Origin of the sequence: Akkermansia muciniphila (genome assembly GCF_900184965.1) — a bacterium.
Taxonomy (GTDB): Bacteria; Verrucomicrobiota; Verrucomicrobiia; order Verrucomicrobiales; family Akkermansiaceae; genus Akkermansia; species Akkermansia muciniphila_A.
Genome location: NZ_FXYA01000146.1, coordinates 53,651 through 71,806, shown reverse-complemented (window position 1 = coordinate 71,806; position 18,156 = coordinate 53,651). Strand labels below are relative to the sequence as shown.

20 protein-coding genes are annotated in these 18,156 nt (G+C 54.8%); 13 read left to right on the top strand and 7 right to left on the bottom strand.

Annotation, left to right across the window (positions count from 1 at the left end):
• Positions 1-88: 88 nt before the first annotated feature.
• On the bottom strand, positions 89-1,798 hold the full coding sequence (locus CI070_RS03005) for a sodium:calcium symporter (protein ID WP_179218294.1): 1,710 nt from the start codon (positions 1,796-1,798) through the stop codon (positions 89-91).
• Positions 1,799-1,929: 131 nt separating this feature from the next.
• On the opposite strand from CI070_RS03005, the gene CI070_RS03000 reads away from it, so the two are divergent.
• The 5 genes from CI070_RS03000 to CI070_RS02975 all read left to right on the top strand — a co-directional run bounded on the left by CI070_RS03000 (position 1,930) and on the right by CI070_RS02975 (position 5,474).
• Entirely contained in the window at positions 1,930-2,556 is a 627-nt protein-coding gene (locus CI070_RS03000; protein ID WP_179218298.1) for a redoxin domain-containing protein, read from the top strand.
• A gap of 259 nt (positions 2,557-2,815) precedes the next feature.
• Positions 2,816-3,709: a mechanosensitive ion channel family protein gene (locus tag CI070_RS02990; RefSeq protein ID WP_179218293.1), complete on the top strand. Its 894-nt coding sequence runs from the start codon at positions 2,816-2,818 to the stop codon at positions 3,707-3,709.
• Positions 3,710-3,775: 66 nt separating this feature from the next.
• On the top strand, positions 3,776-4,501 hold the full coding sequence (pyrH, locus tag CI070_RS02985) for a UMP kinase (protein WP_094135444.1): 726 nt from the start codon (positions 3,776-3,778) through the stop codon (positions 4,499-4,501).
• A 51-nt stretch (positions 4,502-4,552) separates the two neighbouring features.
• Positions 4,553-5,119 (top strand): ribosome recycling factor, encoded by a 567-nt coding sequence (gene frr, locus CI070_RS02980; RefSeq protein ID WP_012420357.1) that lies wholly within the window; start codon positions 4,553-4,555, stop codon positions 5,117-5,119.
• Between the two features lie 34 nt (positions 5,120-5,153).
• Positions 5,154-5,474 (top strand): bactofilin family protein, encoded by a 321-nt coding sequence (locus tag CI070_RS02975; RefSeq protein WP_012420356.1) that lies wholly within the window; start codon positions 5,154-5,156, stop codon positions 5,472-5,474.
• A gap of 347 nt (positions 5,475-5,821) precedes the next feature.
• Here the strand turns inward: CI070_RS02975 and CI070_RS02970 are convergent, their stop codons facing one another.
• The 5 genes from CI070_RS02970 to CI070_RS02950 are packed head-to-tail and all read right to left on the bottom strand — an operon-like array spanning position 5,822 to position 10,725.
• On the bottom strand, positions 5,822-6,391 hold the full coding sequence (locus CI070_RS02970; RefSeq protein ID WP_094135443.1) for a sugar O-acetyltransferase: 570 nt from the start codon (positions 6,389-6,391) through the stop codon (positions 5,822-5,824).
• On the bottom strand, positions 6,381-7,001 hold the full coding sequence (locus CI070_RS02965) for an HD domain-containing protein (RefSeq protein WP_094135442.1): 621 nt from the start codon (positions 6,999-7,001) through the stop codon (positions 6,381-6,383). Before CI070_RS02965 ends, CI070_RS02970 begins: the two co-directional genes overlap by 11 nt.
• Positions 7,002-7,060: 59 nt before the next feature.
• A complete protein-coding gene (locus CI070_RS02960; protein WP_094135441.1) occupies positions 7,061-7,969 on the bottom strand; it encodes an AraC family transcriptional regulator in 909 nt (302 codons plus the stop codon).
• Positions 7,959-8,162 carry a hypothetical protein gene (locus tag CI070_RS02955; RefSeq protein ID WP_094135440.1) on the bottom strand — a complete coding sequence of 68 codons (204 nt, stop codon included), beginning with the start codon at positions 8,160-8,162 and terminating at the stop codon, positions 7,959-7,961. Before CI070_RS02955 ends, CI070_RS02960 begins: the two co-directional genes overlap by 11 nt.
• 40 nt (positions 8,163-8,202) lie before the next feature.
• Positions 8,203-10,725: a M16 family metallopeptidase gene (locus CI070_RS02950; RefSeq protein WP_094135439.1), complete on the bottom strand. Its 2,523-nt coding sequence runs from the start codon at positions 10,723-10,725 to the stop codon at positions 8,203-8,205.
• Between the two features lie 238 nt (positions 10,726-10,963).
• On the opposite strand from CI070_RS02950, the gene CI070_RS02945 reads away from it, so the two are divergent.
• The 3 genes from CI070_RS02945 (at position 10,964) to CI070_RS02935 (ending at position 12,827) form a co-directional block, all read left to right on the top strand.
• A complete protein-coding gene (locus CI070_RS02945) occupies positions 10,964-11,206 on the top strand; it encodes a hypothetical protein (protein ID WP_094135438.1) in 243 nt (80 codons plus the stop codon).
• Between the two features lie 146 nt (positions 11,207-11,352).
• Positions 11,353-11,832 carry a glycine zipper 2TM domain-containing protein gene (locus tag CI070_RS02940; RefSeq protein WP_094135437.1) on the top strand — a complete coding sequence of 160 codons (480 nt, stop codon included), beginning with the start codon at positions 11,353-11,355 and terminating at the stop codon, positions 11,830-11,832.
• Positions 11,833-11,867: 35 nt separating this feature from the next.
• On the top strand, positions 11,868-12,827 hold the full coding sequence (locus CI070_RS02935) for an aldose epimerase family protein (RefSeq protein ID WP_094135436.1): 960 nt from the start codon (positions 11,868-11,870) through the stop codon (positions 12,825-12,827).
• 70 nt (positions 12,828-12,897) lie between these two features.
• Here the strand turns inward: CI070_RS02935 and CI070_RS13855 are convergent, their stop codons facing one another.
• Positions 12,898-13,038, bottom strand: a complete 141-nt coding sequence (locus CI070_RS13855; RefSeq protein WP_218824879.1) for a hypothetical protein — start codon at positions 13,036-13,038, stop codon at positions 12,898-12,900.
• Between the two features lie 238 nt (positions 13,039-13,276).
• On the opposite strand from CI070_RS13855, the gene CI070_RS14065 reads away from it, so the two are divergent.
• The 5 genes from CI070_RS14065 (at position 13,277) to cysN (ending at position 18,140) form a co-directional block, all read left to right on the top strand.
• Positions 13,277-13,408 (top strand): hypothetical protein, encoded by a 132-nt coding sequence (locus CI070_RS14065; RefSeq protein WP_256943513.1) that lies wholly within the window; start codon positions 13,277-13,279, stop codon positions 13,406-13,408.
• Between the two features lie 355 nt (positions 13,409-13,763).
• Positions 13,764-14,693 (top strand): cysteine synthase A, encoded by a 930-nt coding sequence (gene cysK, locus CI070_RS02925; RefSeq protein WP_022198890.1) that lies wholly within the window; start codon positions 13,764-13,766, stop codon positions 14,691-14,693.
• Between the two features lie 55 nt (positions 14,694-14,748).
• On the top strand, positions 14,749-15,432 hold the full coding sequence (locus CI070_RS02920) for a phosphoadenylyl-sulfate reductase (RefSeq protein ID WP_094135434.1): 684 nt from the start codon (positions 14,749-14,751) through the stop codon (positions 15,430-15,432).
• Positions 15,372-16,367 carry a sulfate adenylyltransferase subunit CysD gene (cysD, locus tag CI070_RS02915; RefSeq protein WP_256943512.1) on the top strand — a complete coding sequence of 332 codons (996 nt, stop codon included), beginning with the start codon at positions 15,372-15,374 and terminating at the stop codon, positions 16,365-16,367. The genes CI070_RS02920 and cysD overlap by 61 nt, the downstream gene beginning before the upstream one ends.
• A 45-nt stretch (positions 16,368-16,412) precedes the next feature.
• Positions 16,413-18,140, top strand: coding sequence for a sulfate adenylyltransferase subunit CysN (gene cysN, locus CI070_RS02910; protein WP_094135432.1), 1,728 nt, complete (start codon positions 16,413-16,415; stop codon positions 18,138-18,140).
• Positions 18,141-18,156 lie beyond the last annotated feature (16 nt).

Genomic DNA, 18,156 nt, shown 5'->3' with positions numbered 1-18,156 from the left:
TCAAATCCGGCTCTGGTCAAGCCTCCGGATTGCCTCACAACCTGCCTCAGACTGCGGGAAACGGGCAGCCGCGCAGGCCTTTCCGCGCCTATCGCGGACCGTGGTACACCTTATGCCTTCCGGACGCCATGGTGATGAAAACCAGGAACAGGGCATAAGCCGCCAGAAACCCCATGGGAATGACCGCCCCATGCTCTCCCCGCCCCAGCGCTTCAATGGGCGCGGCCTGCTTCACCCAGATATTCTGCGCCAGCCAGGCCAGGAAAATCGCCAGCAGCAGCGTAGGCGTCACAAACTTCATGATGAAACGGTATATTCTGGGAATGCGGATGACGGAACTGTCCTCCAAATCCTTCAACCCCCGGTCCACCCCCAGCTTCCAGGAAAAAAGAATCATCATCACCATGGCGCTCACAAAGAAACACAGCGTGCCCAGAAAGAAGTCATAAGTATCCATCGCCAGCAGGTTGCCGCTGTACCAGGCAACGATGAACGTGCCCGTAGCCGTAAAAAAGCCCTGCACCACCACAGCCATCTTGCGTTTCAACCCCATGAATTCCTCAATAAAGGACAAGCCCACCTGCATCATGGAAATGGAGCTGGTCACCGCCGCCACCGTCAGAAGCAGGAAGAACAGGCTGCCGAATACCACGCTGGCCCCCATCTTGGCAAAAGCCTGCGGAAGCACCATGAAGCCCAGCGCAAAAGTCCCCTGCCCGGCGGCTCCGGCCACTCCCAGGAACGCCACGGCGGCAGGCACCGTCATCATACCGGCAATGCCCACCTCGCACACTTCATTGGAGGCGGCTGCCGAAAAGCCGCTCAACGCAATATCCTCCTTCTTTTTAACATAGCTGGCATACGTCAGAATCAGCCCCGTCCCTACGGAAAGGCTCAGGAAAACCTGCCCGGCGGCCGCGATCCAAAGCTCAATATTTTTCAGACCGTCCCACAAGGACACCTCAGTCAGCCTCCGGGTTCCGCCGGACATCTCCACCTGCCGCACGGCTTCATCCATGGCTCCCGCCTGGGAGGCTGAAACCATGGAAACCGTCTTCCAGTCCCCGCTGTCCCGGTCCAGTTCCTCCACCAGCACCTTGCTGGGATTCCACATATACCCCAGTCCCTGTTCGATGCTGCGGTCCGGATAAGAAGGGTCCGGCGTGCCGATGCACAAAATGCGCACCAGCAGCACCAGGGAAATCAACAGCAGCAACGGCATGAACCAGCGCGAAAACATTTCGATGCCCTTGCTGATGCCACGGTAAATAATTACCAGGTTCAGCAAAATGACCCCGACGACGATCCACAGCAGCCCGTTGTCCGACAACAGGGCGTTCCCGTCACCGTACATGCCCGTGAAACTGAAAAAAGTCTGCGCCGTCCCCTCCGCCGTGGCAAAAACCTCCGGACGGGTGAGCATCTTCCAGAAATAGCCGCAGCACCACGCTTCCACCACCATGTAGTAAAAAGCCACGGATGAAGGCCCCAGAACCGCCAGCACGCCCAGAAACTTCCACAGCCTGGACCCTTTGGTCAGGTACCAGAACACGCCGGGGGCGCAATGGGCGCCCATCTGGCCGCCGCGCCGCCCGATGGACCACTCCGCCCATGCCACGGGCACGCCCACCAGAACCAGCATGAGCCCGTAAGCCACCATGAAGGCGCCCCCTCCATATTGAGCGGCCAGCCCCGGAAAGCGCAGAAAATTTCCCAGCCCGACGGCACTGCCGGCCACAGCGAGAATCACGCCGATTTTTCCGGACCACTCATCTTGTTGCGCCTTTGAGGATGACATGGAGGGAATACTGACAAAAAAAGCTTCATTTTCAAGAGAAAACAGGCTCGTTTGGAACGAATGCGGCATCATTGCCGCTTGACTTTCGTCCGTTTTTTGGAATCATTCTTTTAGAACCAAACCAAAAAACAATCATGCTTCTCATAGGAAAACCGGCACCTCATTTCAGCGCAAACGCAGTTGTAAACGGTACCATCGTACCGGATTTCAGCCTTGACCAGTTCAAGGGCAAAAAATACGTAATCCTGTTCTTCTACCCGAAGGATTTCACCTTCGTGTGCCCTACCGAGCTGATCGGCTTCCAGGAAGCCCTGGGCGAATTCGACAAGCGTGACGTAGCCGTCGTCGGCTGCTCCACGGACAGCGAATTCTCCCACTGGGCCTGGATCAACACCCCCCGCAGCCAGGGCGGCATCCAGGGCGTGACCTACCCCATCGTCTCCGACATCAACAAGACCATTTCCGCCGACTACGGCGTGCTGGCCGGCGATGAGGAAATTGACGAAGACGGCAATGTGGAAGTCAACGGGGAACTGATCGCCTACCGCGGCCTCTTCCTGATTGACAAGGACGGCATCGTCCGCCACCAGCTCATCAACGACTTCCCGCTGGGACGCTCCATTGATGAAGCCATCCGCGTAGTTGACGCCCTCCAGCACTTCGAACTGTACGGGGAAGTCTGCCCCCTTGGCTGGCACAAGGGAGACGCGGCCATGACCCCGTCCCACGAAGGCGTGGCCTCCTACCTCAGCAAGTAAAACAGCCCCGGCAATATTTCAAGGCCGCTCCCCTCTCCGGGGAACGGCCTTTTTTCATCCCCGCCTTTCCCTTTTTCCCAATCAGGCGCCATATCCGGCCATGCGGCAGCCACCCTTCCCGCGGGATGAATTTCTGCGTCCGCCGCGCCTGGAAAACCCGCCCTTCCCACTGCCGGAGGAACTGTCATAAACCGGGAAGAATACGCGCGCGCCCCTTGAGCCGGGCAGGAGCGTTTGCTACATCCTTCATATGAATATCATGGCAGACGCATCCCCCAGAGAAGACATCTGGACAAAAACCATGGACTTCCTGAACATGCCGGACTGGCTCAAGCTGGAAATGGTGCAGTCCGCGGGAGTCAAAATCCTGCACGTGGCGGTATGGCTGGTAATCAGCTGGATACTTCTGAAACTGCTCTGCCAGGTGCTCAAAAAAATCACTATTTTGAAAATGTCGCCCCAGGCCTCCCGCCTGACGGTGAAAATCGTCAAAAACGTCGGCTATATCATTATAGGCGTGGAAGCCTTTGCCCTGATGGGGTTCGATATCCTGACCCTGCTGGGCGCGGCCAGCATCATCGGCGTCGCCGTAGGCTTCGCCTCCCAGACCTCCCTGTCCAACATCATCAGCGGCCTCTTCCTGGTAGGGGAAAAGCAGATTAACCTGGGGGATATGATTGAAGTGAATGGAATTACCGGAAACGTGGACTCCATCAACCTGATGTCCGTCCAGCTCCGGCTGCCGAACAATACCATGGTGCGTATTCCCAATGAAATAATCATCAAAAATCCGGTCAGCAATATCACCCGTTTTTCCACGCGCCGGTGCGACCTGAGTCTGGGCGTGGACTATAACTGCGACATTGAGCATGTCGTGAACGTTCTCCGGGAAATAGTCAAACAAAACAAATTCTGCATGGACGACCCCGCGCCCCTCATCTCGTTTTCAGGGTTCCAGGACTCTTCCCTGGGCTTTACCGTAGGCGCCTGGTGCCAGAAAGAAAATTTCCTGGACTGCAAGAAAACGCTTGCCCATGACATCAAGCACCGCTTTGAGGAAGAAGGCATTTCCTTCCCCTTCCCTACCTGCAGCCTGGAGAGCAGAAGCCCCATCAAGGTGGAAATTTCCGGACCTCCGGAGAAAAATCAATAAGGAAGCTCTTTTTGCTTTCTTTTTGCCCCGTGAAATTTCAATCTTGTCTGCGTAAAATCCGCATCTATGTCTGATACATCCGCACCCGCCTATCGAAGAATCCTCCTGAAACTCAGCGGGGAAGCCTTGCGCAGCCCCGGCAGCATGGACAACATTTCCCCGGAAATCGTCGCCCGCATTGCTGAAGAAATCGCCCAGGCGCACCGCTCCGGCATCCAAATAGGCCTGGTCGTGGGCGGCGGCAATTTCTGGCGCGGGGCGAAAGCCAGCGTGCGCGGCATGGACCGCGCCACGGCGGATTACGTGGGCATGCTCGCCACCGTGATGAACGCCCTGGCCCTTCAAAGCGCGCTGGAACGGGCGGGAGTCCCCTGCGTGGTGCAGTCCGCCATTGAAATGAAAAACGTCGCGGAATCCTTCATCCGCCTGAGGGCCCGCTCGTATCTGGACAACAATAAAATCGTCATCTTCGCCGCCGGCACCGGCAACCCGTTCTTTTCCACGGACACCACGGCCGCCCTGCGCGCCAGCGAAATCAATGCGGAAGTGGTCATGAAGGCCACCTCCGTGGACGGAGTGTATGATGCGGACCCCAAAAAAGTCTCCGGAGCCAAGCGATTTGACACCATCTCGTATCAGGAATGCCTGGAACGCCAGCTCAAAGTGATGGACTCCACGGCCTTCACCCTGTGCATGGACAACAAAAAACCCATCATCGTATTCGACATGCACACGCCGGGCAACATCACGCGCGCCCTTCTCGGGGAACCGATCGGCACCATCATCAGCTGAGCCCCGCATTCCCTTTCAACCCACTAAAAACACTTAGCACCTACCATCATCATGGACGCAGAAACATTATTATTGGAAACGGAGGAATCCATGCTCAAGGCCGTGGACTTCGCCAAACAGGAATTCTCCGGCGTACGCACGGGCAAAGCCTCCCCCGGCCTCGTGGAAAACCTGGACGTGCATGTCTCCAGCTACGGCTCCGTCATGAAGCTGAAGGGCCTGGCCGTCATCAGCACGCCGGAACCCCGCCTCATTCTCATCCAGCCCTTTGACCCGAGCACCGTTCACGACATCGGCCGCGCCATCAATGAAAGCAAGCTGAACCTCAATCCCCTGGTGGAAGGCCGCTCCATCCGCCTGCCCATTCCCGCCCTCACGGAAGAACGCCGCAAAGACCTTGTAAAGCTTGTCAAATCCCAGGCGGAGGAAGCCCGCGTACGCGTGCGCGGCGCCCGGAAGGCCGCCATGGATTCCGCCAAAAAGCTCAAGGCGGAAAACATCGTCACGGAAGACGGCCAGCGCGACCTGGAAACGCAAATCCAGAAGCTGACGGACAAATACGTGAAGGAGATTGACGAGCTGGTGGCCGTCAAGGAAAAGGATATCATGACCATCTAAACCGGAAACACCCATCCCCAACCATTTGACGACAATGACAGACAACGTAACCAACTTCCTCGCCTCCGGCATCGAAATCAAGGGAACCATCCGTTTCCAGAATGACATGCACATCGACGGCAAAATCGAAGGCGAAATCATCTCCGACAAGGGAAAAGTCACCATCGGGGAAACCGCCCAAATCAAGGGTGACATCACTGCCGGAGACGTCCGCATCTATGGCAACGTGGAAGGCAAGGTCACCTCTGACCGCTGCGAACTCAAGCAGCAGGCCCGCGTCGTCGGAGACATGAAAACGCGCAGCCTCGCCATGGAGGAAGGCGCCCACCTGCTGGGCCGCACGGAAATCGGCTAAAAAACAGCCGTCCTGTTCTTCCCTGGCGTGCCTTGATACGGCCGCTTCTCCAAAAGCACGAAAGCGCGCCGGGGGTTTCAGGAGGCGGAAGAATGCTGTTTGGCACAAAGACCCTCCGGCAAAAAAAACGCTCCTTCCTTCTGTCAGAACTATCGACGGATACCGCGCAGGCGCATCGCCGCCTGCGTTTTTTATTGAGTCCCTGCGCCCCTCCCCGCCTCTGGAAAAATATCCGTAACCGGAGCAGGCGGAACTTGCCCTGATGCTGAAAAGCCTCACTGGGCAAACTCTCCAATTCTTAAGGAACGAAAAACGCCGTCTCCTGCGGCGGCCTTCATCCGTTGATGTCAAAAACGCCTGATCACCCTGCATGGATTCCCAACAGCAACACAGCCGGCCGGTATGGAATGAGTAACGACGCTTCCCGCTCCAATAACGGAGCCTTTTCCTATCGTCACGCCCGGCAGCAGAACGCTGCCGCCTCCAATCCATACCTGATCCTCAATTTCTACCGGCAGTGCATAAGTTCGGAAAAACGTTCCCTTACCTTCTTCCCATTCCGTCACAAGGCGTTCCTGAGGCAAGACCGGATGCGAAGCCGTATAAATCTGAACATTGGACGCAATCAACACCTGGCTGCCCATGTGAATGGGCGCATTATCCACCAACGTGCAGTTCATGCCGATGATCACGTTGCTCCCTAAAAAGATGTTCTTCCCGTAGTCGCAATGAAAGGGAGTATCTATCGTCACGTTATCCCCAATCCCTCCCAGCAATTCCTGAAGAATTTCACGTCTTCTCCGCGTATCGCCATACGCGGAAAAATAATATTCCCTTGTCAATTCCCTCGCCCGGGCGATTTTCCTTAACGCATCAGGACTTGCCGTTTCCAAAAAATCTTTTGCTTCATAACGCATGGCTTTCCTCCTGACGAAAACTGTTTTCAACGGCTCCCGGCAACAGATCATAAATGGAACAGCCTGTTTTCTTTTCAAAGAACGCCTTGAGCTGAAGAATTTTTTTCCACCGGTCCACCGTAAACGGATGCACTCCATAACGGATTGTCACATCTACAAAACGTTTTTCCAAAAGGCAGAAGCCTGTAGGCAAGGCCAAAGCATCACATAACTGGACCAGGCGGTCATAGTCGTCATAGACTGCGTTCTCTACAAAATTTTTCATGAACAGGTAATCCTCTTCACTCACGTCAAACGTGCCGATAGAAGTATTGATATCCTGTATCATAAACGCATGAGAAATGCAAATCTGCGCAGCCTTGTTCCAGCCTCTTGCCGAACAATAGCGGTACCCGTCTATTAAATGCTTTTCGGAACTTACTCCGGCATGCCGTCCAATATCATGCAACAACCCCAGAACATAAGCCTTTTCGCCGGACAACCCTTTACAATGTGACGCTATATTTTCACAGGCCTGCGCTACATGGCGGGAATGTTCCGCCCAGCCTCCCGGGTTGGATTCATATGCTTCCCTGATTGCCCGTTCCGCGGTTTTTCTGTCCGGCTCCATCTCAGTCATGGCTATCACTATAGCGCATTCCCACGGAAATAAATATCATTTACCTGCCATTAAATATCACGATTCCGCCATTTTCTCCGGTATTCGGTTGGGGTGCAATAAAAATATTCCCGGAAAATCTTTCCAAAATAACTGCTGCTGCCCAATCCGCAGGAATAACCTACGTCCGTAATGGGAATCCTGACGTCAGCCAGCATTCGGCAAGCTATTTGCAAACGATAGCTTCTGATATATTCCACCGGCGTCATATGCAGGCAATCACGAAATGTTCTAAAGCATTCCCTTTCACTTAAAAAAGCCGCCGCCGCAAGTTCCTGAACAGCAATTTTCCCGGAATAATGTTCATGGACATAGGCCATCATCTGCTTTATTTTATCATCCCTTTTATTGCATTCTTTCCTTTGAGCGGAAAAAGAGAATTGGGCAAACATCCTCATCCAGATTTCCGACAGGGCATTCCTCAACTTCATTTCATACCCAAATTCACGATCTGAAAGTTGAAAAGAATCCCGTATCAGTTCCAGAATTTTTTCATCCCGGGGATTTGCAGGGGAGAAGGAGATCAATTCCACCTCCGGATCTGAAACAACTGGAGAAATATATTTTTGTCCTATCCGGCTCCCCTTCCCTCCATCAAGCAGGGATACATCAAAAATATGAAGCAACTGGACGTTTTTTTCCGTATGCACTGCTGTCTTTGTCCGATGCAATACATTGGAATTCACCATGCCGCCGGATCCTGACGGGAAACAAGCTGTTCCCTTTGGGGTATAATATTCAAGAGAACCGCTCTCTATAAAAAATAACTCCACCGCCTGATGCCAATGCCAGGGAACAGACTGCCCCGGATACTTGTCAAGTTCCGCCCGTGAAGCTATATAGGGGAAATCGGGTGAAAAGCCCGGAAGAGCTTCTTCTCTGCTTCCCATCTGGAATTCAATATTTTGTCTATTTTTCACATCCCGGCATTCTCTCTAATTCACGCTCATCCGTATATATTCTTTCCCGTGATCCTTCCATCACAAAACCTTTTTCTGCCGGGCATTTGGAAAAAGCCGGGAAAACAGGCAATCGGGCAAGGAGGGAAAGCATTCCCTCCTTGCCAAACAGCGCCCATAAAACCGGGCAGGATAAATCATTCAGCCCCGCCATGCATCGCCCCCCATGAAAACGGGAATGATTCTCCGGGAAATTATTCCCCGGCAGGCGGGCGCACGACGGACCAGGAACGCGGCTGGGCGGGATCCAGCGCCTTCCTGATAAAGGCGTTCATCCGTGCCAGATCCATCTTCCTGATAGCGTTCGTCTGCTGTTCAAACGCTTCCAAAGGCAGACCGAACAGGATATCCAGCGCCAACATCTGGCACAACGTTCCATTGGACTGCATGGCCAGCAGACGGGAAGACAGGGCGGCCGCCCTGGTGCGTTCCAGCTCCTCCTCCGTCATGCCCTGTTCATAAATCATCTCCAGGGTTTCTTCCAGCCTCCGCCCGGCTTCCTCCAATTGTTCCGGGGAGGTCCCCAGATAGAAGCAGATGCCTCCGGCATCCATGCCGATGAACAGGGAAGAACTGGCATAATAGGCCAGTCCGGCTTCCTCCCGGATATTGGTGAAAACGGGACCGGCCATATCACTGCACCAGGACTGGAACAACAGAGCCTGGGCCATCTCCGGGGAAGCCACGTCCACGCCCGGCACCCCCACTACCAGCACGGCCTGCTGTTTGTCCAGGACGGCCACTTCCCGGCCGGCCCGCAGCGCGGGCGTGGGAGTCAGGGCCGGAGGCGTTCCCGCCCTCATGCCTCCCAGATGTTTTTCCAGAAGAGGCAGAACCTCTTCCTTCCTGACATCTCCGGAAATGCAAATCACGGCATTGGAGGCGCAGATAATGCGTTCATATTGCCTTTTGATGTCCTGAACCGTCAGTGAAGACAGGCTTTCCGGCGTGCCGGAAGGGGAATTCCCATAGGAGACATGCCCGTAAGCCACCTTCCGCTCCTGCCGGAACGCCACGGAAAGAGGGTCTTCCATATCCTCCTCCGCATCCGCCACAAAAGACTCCTGTTCCCTCAGAAAGGCGTCTTCCGGGAAAGACGGATTCATGACTACGTCCGCCATCAGCTCCAGCCCGGCGTCCAGGTCTTCCGCCAGGACCTGACACCCCACGCTCAGGGAATTATTACCGGCGGATGTGTTGACGGCCCCCCCGATGTCTTCCAGAAAACGGGCTATATCCGCGGCGGAACGGGTGGAGGTTCCTTTCAGCAGGCATTCGGCCATCAAGTCCGTCACTCCGGCGTCATGCTCATTTTCCGCACGGCATCCGGCTTTGAACGCCATGCAGGCATAGGCCAGCGGCAGGCGATGGTCTTCACGGATCACCACCTTCATGCCGTTGCCAAGAACATGCTCGCTCAGGGCCGTTCCCTCGGCGGCGGAGGCCCCTTCTTCATCCCCGGCATTGCTGCCCGGGGGGTCCAGGCTGACTTCCGTCACATTCGGGGAAGACAGCCAGGTGGAACAAACGCGGCGCAAATCTTCCGTTGTCACCCGTTCAATAGCCTCCTGCCATTCGGAAGACAGGTTCAAATTGCGCGCGCCGAACCAGTCCGCCCCCATTTCCGAGGCCATCCCGGAAGCGGAACTCCTGCGGCGCAGGCGGCTGACACGGGTCTGTTTGCAAACTCTCTTCAGGTCCTCCGTAAAATCCTCTTCCGCCAGATTGCGAAGCTCCTGGAGCACCAGGTCCCGCACTTTGTCGCGCTGAGCGCGGTCCACGTCAATGCTGATGGTGAACGCCCCCTCATCCGTCTCAGACTGGTTGGAATGCACCTCAATGCCGTACACCAGCCCCAGGCGGTCATGGAACTTTTCATAAAAACGCGCGGAACGTCCGCCGCCCAGAATGCTGGACAGCGCGGAAAGGGCCGGCGTATCCGGATGGGCGGAACAGGGCAGGCGCCAGGCAAGGTGCAGCTTGGAATAAGGCACGGCAAACTCCTTCCGAACCCTGCGGGAACCGAACTGGTGAGGTTCATGGGGAATGGGTTCCCGGTTCAGGGGACGGGATTTCAGGTCTTCCACCAGCAATTCCAGATGGGAAAGAATCTCCACGGCATCCACATCTCCCGCGATGGAAAGAACCACGTTATTCGGAACATAACGGCTGGCATGGTAATCCAGCACGTCCTGCCGCGTCAGGCAGTCAAAGGCGGCGCGCTCACCCAGCACGGGCCAGCGGCGGGGATGCTTGAGATACAGCGTCTGCATCAGAAGCTGGTAGGCCACGGAATCGGGATCATCCGCATACATGGCCATCTCCCGGCGCACCACCTCCTTCTCCCGCTCCATCTCGTCTTCCGGGAACGTGGGGAAAAATACAAGCTCCGTCAGAAGATTCAGAAAAATCTGCCAGGACTCCGCAGGGCCGTCTATGTAGTACACGGTGCGGTTCACGCTGGTGTACGCATTCCAGTGGCCGCCGCGTTCCTGCACCTTGCGGGCCAGTTCCTGCCCGGAGAAATGCGCCGTTCCCTTAAACACCAGATGCTCCAGCAAATGGGAAAGTCCGCTCCCCTGCCAGTGCCCCTCATTCATGGACCCCGTGCCAACCCAGTACTGGAGGGACACTACGGGATGAGACTTGTCCTCCTTGATCAAAACCGTCAAACCATTTCCAAAACGGCGCGTCACAGGTTCCTTGGCTGAACTCATGTTCCCTACCGTGCCTCAAGAAATCGCCCCATGCAAGCCGGCGCTCCGTACATGCTCCCGGACTGTCAAACTTACTCCGGAGTCCAAAAGCGCGTCCTCATCAAAAAAACCGCCTTAAAAAAGCATCCTCTCCGCATATTTTTTTGAACAAATATCGCTCCCTGCCGCTCTATCAGTCGTAGAGCGGCAGATCCTCTGCCGCAGCATTACCACCACCACAAACCTCACATCTCATTATATGAAAAAGATCCTCGCTGTAGCAGCCTTCGCGTTCGCCTTCAGTGTCAACGGTTACGCCCAGGAGGCAGCCGCCCCGGCGGACTCCCCCGCCCCCGCAGCCCAAAAGTGCTGCAAGAAAGATAAAAAGTGCCCCAGGAAATGCGCCAAGGAAGGCAAATGCCCGGAAAAGTGCGGCCAGCCTTGCAGCAAAGGAGAAAAGCCCTGCGGCTGCCCCAAAAAGGAAGAAGCCCCCAAGGCCTGACCCGTCGAAACCGTTAGAATAAATACGAACCCTTGCCGGAAGGTTCCGGCAAGGGTTTTCTCCGCCGTAAGGGCGCAACCGCGGCCCTTCCGGTGACTGCGAAATTACTTGATCTTAACCTTCAATCCGTTTTATAAATCGTCATCATGAAAACAGCTTCCATTCTTACCATCGGCTGTGCAGTCATGGCGCTGTCCATTACTTCCTGCACCAACTTCGGTTCCCCGAACACCTATAACCTGAATGAAATCGGCGGAGCCCAGGAAACCTATACCGGCACGGTCACCAGCGTGGAAAACGTCAAAATCCAGGCCAATAACGCCAACACCGGCACCGGAATCGGCGCCGTGGCGGGCGGGTTGACCGGCGCCATGTTCGGGGGCGGCAACGCCAAATTCGCGACGGCGGCGGGCGGCGCCATTCTGGGCGGCATCGCCGGCAACCAGATTGACAAGGCCATCAACAACACGACCGGGGAACGCATCACCGTGCGTCTGGACCAGAAAAGGAACGGCACCCGCAACTACACGGTCGTCCAGGTCGCCAGCAGGAACAACCCGATCCAGGTCGGACAGCGCGTGCGCGTGATCATCGGCAACAACGGTTCCCGCGTGCTGGCCTATTAATTGAAAATCCACTACTGACCAAGCTATATACCGGCATGATCTTCGGCACCTTACCCGGCGGCGCACCTGTAGAATTGTTTGAACTGTCTTCCGACAAGCTGACGGTACGCATCAGCAACTACGGGGGGCGCATCATCTCCGTCGTCAAGGACGGCATGGACATGATCGTAGGGCCCAAGCGCTTTGAAGACATGCTGAAAGACACCTGTTATTGCGGTGCGATTTGCGGCCGCGTCGCGAATCGCATCGCAAAAGGCAGGTTCTCCATTGACGGGGATTCCCGCACCGTGGCCGTCAACAACGGCCCCAACCACCTGCACGGCGGCATCCAGGGGTTCGACAGCAAAATCTGGCAGGTGCAGGAAGCCGGGCGCAATACGCTGGTGCTGACCCTGCACTCCGCAGACGGGGAGGAAAATTACCCCGGCAACCTGGAAGTGGTAGCCACCTACACCGTGGTGGAAGAAACCCTTCACCTCCGCCTGGAAGCGTACGCGGACGCGGCCACAATCGTCAACCTCACCAACCACGCTTACTGGAACCTGTCCGGCAAGCCCACCATTGATTCCATGACTCTGGAGGTACGGGCATCCGCCTATACTCCGGTGGATGCCACCAATATCCCCGACGGCCGTATCCTTCCCGTGGAAGGAACGGACTTTGACCTGCGGAAAGCAGCCCTGCTGGGAGAACGCAATTCCGCCGCCCACCCGGACACCGCCGCCGGGCTGGACCATAACTACGTGCTGGATTCCGAACCGGGAGACAAAATCGCCGCCATCCTTCTTGACCCGGAATCCCGGCACCGCCTGATTGTGGCGACGGACGCTCCCGGCCTCCAGGTATATACCGGGGAATACCTGCCCCAGGCGCGCCAGGGAATAGCGCTGGAAGCCCAGGGCTTCCCCAATGCCGTCAATACCCCTCACTTCCCCAGCGTGATTCTGCGTCCCGGCCAATCCGCCACGCGCAGCATTACCTGGACCGTCAGATAGACGGTCTGCCTGAATCCCGTTTCCGAATAAAAAACGGCGCTTCAACAACACCCGCCGCGGGTTTTCCCGTTCAGGCACGCGGCGTCAGGATGTCCGCGCAAAGCCCTTTCGCCACTGCCTTTTGGCGCCCATCCGCGATGCGTTCCTGGGAACGGTTCACAAAAACCAGCTCCGCAACGGAAACCGGATTGTCCCGATATTGCCCAGGCAAGCAGGCAAACGCCTCCGTCAGGGACGCCGCGTGCTCCGACCCAATTCCCCAGCGCAGGAACAAACTCCGCCGGAGCCTCCCCGTCCCGGGTGGAAACAGCCTTATTCACAGCCCTGAACCGCTCTGCCATTTCCCGATAGACGGAATCCGCCAAGGCAGCCTCCCGGATGCGCGGGCGCTTATTCAGCCTGTTGACCCTTTTGGCGATGGTCACAGACTCATCCCCATCCGTTCATACATGGAGGACAGCGTCAACCTTCTCTTCATGCTCCGTTCTCTGGAACGTATCGGAGACATTGCCAGAACCATCGCCGTTACCACCGTCTTCCTGAAGGAAGCCACGGACATCCGCCACGGTAAGGAAAGATAAAACAATTCCTTCCTGTACGGCGATTCCCTGTTGCCCGTACAAAGATCATGATAAACAGCATGATCCGATTTTCGTGCGTCGGAGGCTTCCCGCATAAGTCCTAACGGCTCATCTTCTCAACAGCTGTGTTTGAAAACGGAGAAAACCGGCCTTTTACTCTCAATCTCTGGAATTTTACAGCCGTCCATTCCCTGCTCTTCTACCATTTTTATTTACATAAAAAAACAAATAATAAAATAATATCTCATATTCTTTGATTCATATTGACACTTCCGGAGGATAAGAGTAATTAATCCCTATTATTCCTATCGGAATACAAAAGAAATCTAAATCCATCCCTGTAAAGCACGTCACGATGAACATTTACACCTCCATATCGGAACTGGTCGGGAAAACACCTCTTCTGGAGCCAAGGAATTATGCCCAGGCACATCGTCTGAATGCCCGGCTCCTGCTCAAGCTGGATCACCTGAATCCGGCAGGAAGCATGAAAGACCGTATCGCACTCGCCATGATCAACGAGGCAGAAGCATCGGGCCAGCTCCAATCGGGTTCCGTCATCATTGAACCAACCAGCGGCAACACGGGCATTGGCCTGGCGGCTATTGCCGCTTCCCGGGGATACCGCATCATTCTCACCATGCCGGAAAGCATGAGCGTTGAACGACGAAATATTCTAAAAGCCTACGGAGCCGATATTGTCCTGACGGAAGACAGCCAGGGAATGAAAGGAGCCATTGCCAAAGCCCAGGATCTGGCGGCCACTACTCCGGGCTCCTTCATTCCCAGCCAATTCACCAACCCGACCAATCCCAGGGCCCACTATGAAACGACAGGGGTTGAAATATGGGAAGATACGGACGGAGAAGTAGATATCGTCGTAGCCGGAGTAGGCACCGGAGGAACAATAACCGGCATAGGCAGACTACTCAAGGAACGCAAACCCGGAGGAATCACCGTCATTGCCGTGGAACCGGCAGATTCCCCCGTATTATCCGCCGGCCAGGCAGGAAGCCATCAAATTCAAGGAATAGGAGCCGGCTTTATCCCAGAAACCCTGGATACGGATATCTATGATGAAGTCATCACCGTTTCCAATGAAGATGCCTTTTCCACAGCTAAAGAACTGGGCGTCAGAGAAGGAATTCTGACCGGGATTTCCAGCGGGGCAGCCCTATGGGCAGCCGTCCAGGTTGCTAAGAGAAAAGAGAATACAGGGAAAAATATAGTAGTGATCCTTCCCGATTCAGCGGACCGGTACTACTCAACTCCCCTGTTCATCTGACATCCCGTTTTTTTCTACCAGATACGGCTATCCGCCTTCAACCGGCTCAACATTCATGAACGCTCATTCCCCAACCGCTACAGACACGTTGCGACAAGCCGCGGCGCAATACGAAGGAAACCTTGTTTTTGCCACATCATTCGGGGCAGAAGACCAGGTGCTTACCCATATGATCTCCCATCTTGGCCTGAATATTCCTCTGGCTACTCTGGACACGGGGCGTCTGTTTCCGGAAACCTATGAACTCTGGGCAAGAACGGAGGAAATATACGGCATTCGCATTATTCCTTATTTTCCGGCAGCGGAAGAAGTGGAAAGCATGATCCTGGACAAAGGCGTCAACCTGTTCCGCAACAGTGTGGAAAACCGTCACAAATGCTGCAATATCCGCAAACTGCGCCCTCTGAAAAGGCTCCTTGCCGGGAAAAAAGCGTGGATTTGCGGATTACGATCCACCCAGTCCATCACCCGGAAAGGACTTCATATCACAGAAAACGATGAGGCGAACGGCATCATCAAAATCAGCCCGCTGGCCCACTGGTCAGAAGAGGATGTCTGGAACTATATCCGCGCTTACGGCATTCCCTACAATCCTCTTCATGATGCAGGATTCCCCAGTATCGGGTGCGCCTGCTGCACAAGAGCCGTCAAGAGGACAGAAGACGTACGCGACGGACGATGGTGGTGGGAAGAAAAAGAACACAGGGAGTGCGGACTACACCGCAGGCCAAGACATTAACAATCAAAAAAAGAACATACAAAATGAACAGCATTTGCAGACTCAGCCAGCTTAAGCAGCTGGAGGCAGAAAGCATTCACATTTTCCGGGATGCCATCAGCCAGTTTGAAAATCCCGTACTTCTTTATTCCATCGGGAAAGACTCCTCTGTACTGGTCCACTTGGCCAGAAAGGCATTCTATCCCGGCAGGCTCCCCTTCAAGCTTCTTCATATAGACTCCACATTCAAATTCCGCGAGATGATAGAATTCCGGGACAGATTCGTTCAGGAAAATGATCTGGATCTGATTGTCCACAGTAACCAGGAAGGCATTGCCGCCGGCGTTAATCCTTTTACTTACGGCAGCCGCAAATACACGGATATTATGAAAACACAGGCATTGATTCAGGCGTTGACCGCAGGAAAATATGATGCCGTGTTCGGAGGAGCCCGCCGCGACGAAGAAAAATCACGGGCCAAGGAACGAATTTTCTCTTTCCGGGATAAATTCAACCAATGGGACCCCAAAAATCAACGACCGGAATTATGGAACATTTACAACGGCCGTATCAATCCGGGAGAAAGCGTCCGTATCTTTCCTCTGTCCAACTGGACGGAACTGGATATCTGGCAATATATCCGCCTGGAAAAAATACAGGTGGTGGACCTGTATTTCGCTAAACCCCGTCCCATTGTGGAACGTGACGGCTCCCTGATTATGGCGGACGACGACCGCCTGCCTTTGGAACCGGGGGAAACACCGAAAATGAGAACCGTCCGTTTCCGTACGCTGGGCTGCTACCCTCTAACCGGAGCCATAGAATCTACAGCCCGCACTGTAGAAGAGATTGTGGCGGAAATGCTGGAAACCAGGCTGAGCGAGCGTTCTTCCCGCATCATTGACCACGATGGTGATGCCTCCATGGAGCAAAAAAAACGGGAAGGATATTTTTAACCCCTATTATGAATCATTCTGACGACACCTCTTCTTTTTACCATTATGGACATCGACTCATACCTGAACGAACACGAAAATAAAAGCCTGCTGCGCGTACTTACCTGCGGTTCCGTGGACGACGGGAAATCTACACTCATCGGACGCCTTCTTTATGACAGCAAACTGATTTTCGACGACCAGCTGGCAGAATTGCGCAAAGCCAGTGAAAAAAATGGAACTACGGGGGCAGGCAACATTGATTACGCCCTGTTGCTGGATGGCCTTAAAGCGGAACGGGAACAGGGAATAACCATTGATGTAGCCTACCGGTACTTCACCACCCCCCGCCGCAAATTCATCATTGCCGACTGTCCCGGCCATGAACAATACACACGGAACATGGCCACCGGAGCTTCCACGGCGGACGCGGCCATCATCCTGATTGATGCCCGCCACGGAGTACTCACACAAACGAAGCGGCATGCGTTCATCGCCTCTCTTCTGAAAATACGGCACCTCATCGTAGCCGTCAACAAGATGGATCTTCTGGATTACTCTGAAGAAAAATTCCGGAAGATTGAAGAAGAATTCGGAAGCTTCACGCAACAGCTGAATATCCCGGACGTTCGTTTCGTTCCCATTTCCGCCATTGAAGGGGAAAATGTGACTCAGACAACAGGGAAAACGCCCTGGTACCGGGGAGATCATCTGCTTTCCATCCTGGAAACGCTGGATTCCAGCGACAGCAGGAATCTCCGGGATTTCCGCTTTCCAGTACAGACAGTCATACGCCCCAATCTCGATTTCCGGGGGTTCGCCGGTTCCATTACCTCCGGAGCCATCCGCAGGGGTGACCCTGTCGTAACGCTGCCTTCGTTCCAAAACAGCCGGATCAAGAGGATCGTTACTCCGGACGGAGATCTGGAAGAAGCATTCTCTCCCCAGGCCGTCGTATTGGAACTTGAGGATGAAATAGATATCAGCAGCGGTGACATGATCGTCAAAAAAGGGAATCTCCCCCATATCGAAGATCGGCTGGAGGCCCGTGTCATCTGGATGTCTGAAAAACCCCTTCTTCCCGGAAGCAAATACATGATTCGCCATGCGGGCAGAAATATCCAGGGGCGGATAGCAGAACTCCAGTACGACATAGACGTCAATACACTGGAAAGCCGCCATGCGACACAGCTTCCTCTGAACCATGTCGGTCGTATCGTCCTGGAAACAAGTTCCCCCTTGTTCTATGATTATTACCGGGATAACCGCTCCGGAGGAGCTTTCATCCTGATTGACCCGCTGAATAACGTCACGGCGGGAGCCGGTATGCTTCGCCCTCCTCACAGAGATAAGGCTCCCGAAAAAGAACAGGAGCAACTTCCGACATTCGTTTCAAGCGATGAACGCGCAGAAACCTTCGGGCATGGCGGAAAACAAATTTACATAGCGGGAGAAGACAGCGAACTGGCGCGCAGCTTCGCCAAACAGCTGGAAAGGGAACTCCACCGGCTCAAAGCCCATACCTACGGTCTGGATTTCAAGGCGGAAGGCGTATGGGGAAGATCCGCTAAAGAAATCGTCAATGCCTCAGGCCTGCTGGCCGAAGCGGGGCTGATGAGCATTGCAGTGCTGCCGGGACTTCCCGTCCTGCCCAGAAACACCAAGGGGGCCTACTGCATCTGGCTGGGGAACGTCGTCTCCGCGCCAGAAACGGCAGACCGCATCCTCCCCCCCGCAAAGGCAAATGAAAATACCGCGTTTCTTCTGGCGCGCACTCTCTATGTGGAATTTTGATTTTATCCCATTTTAA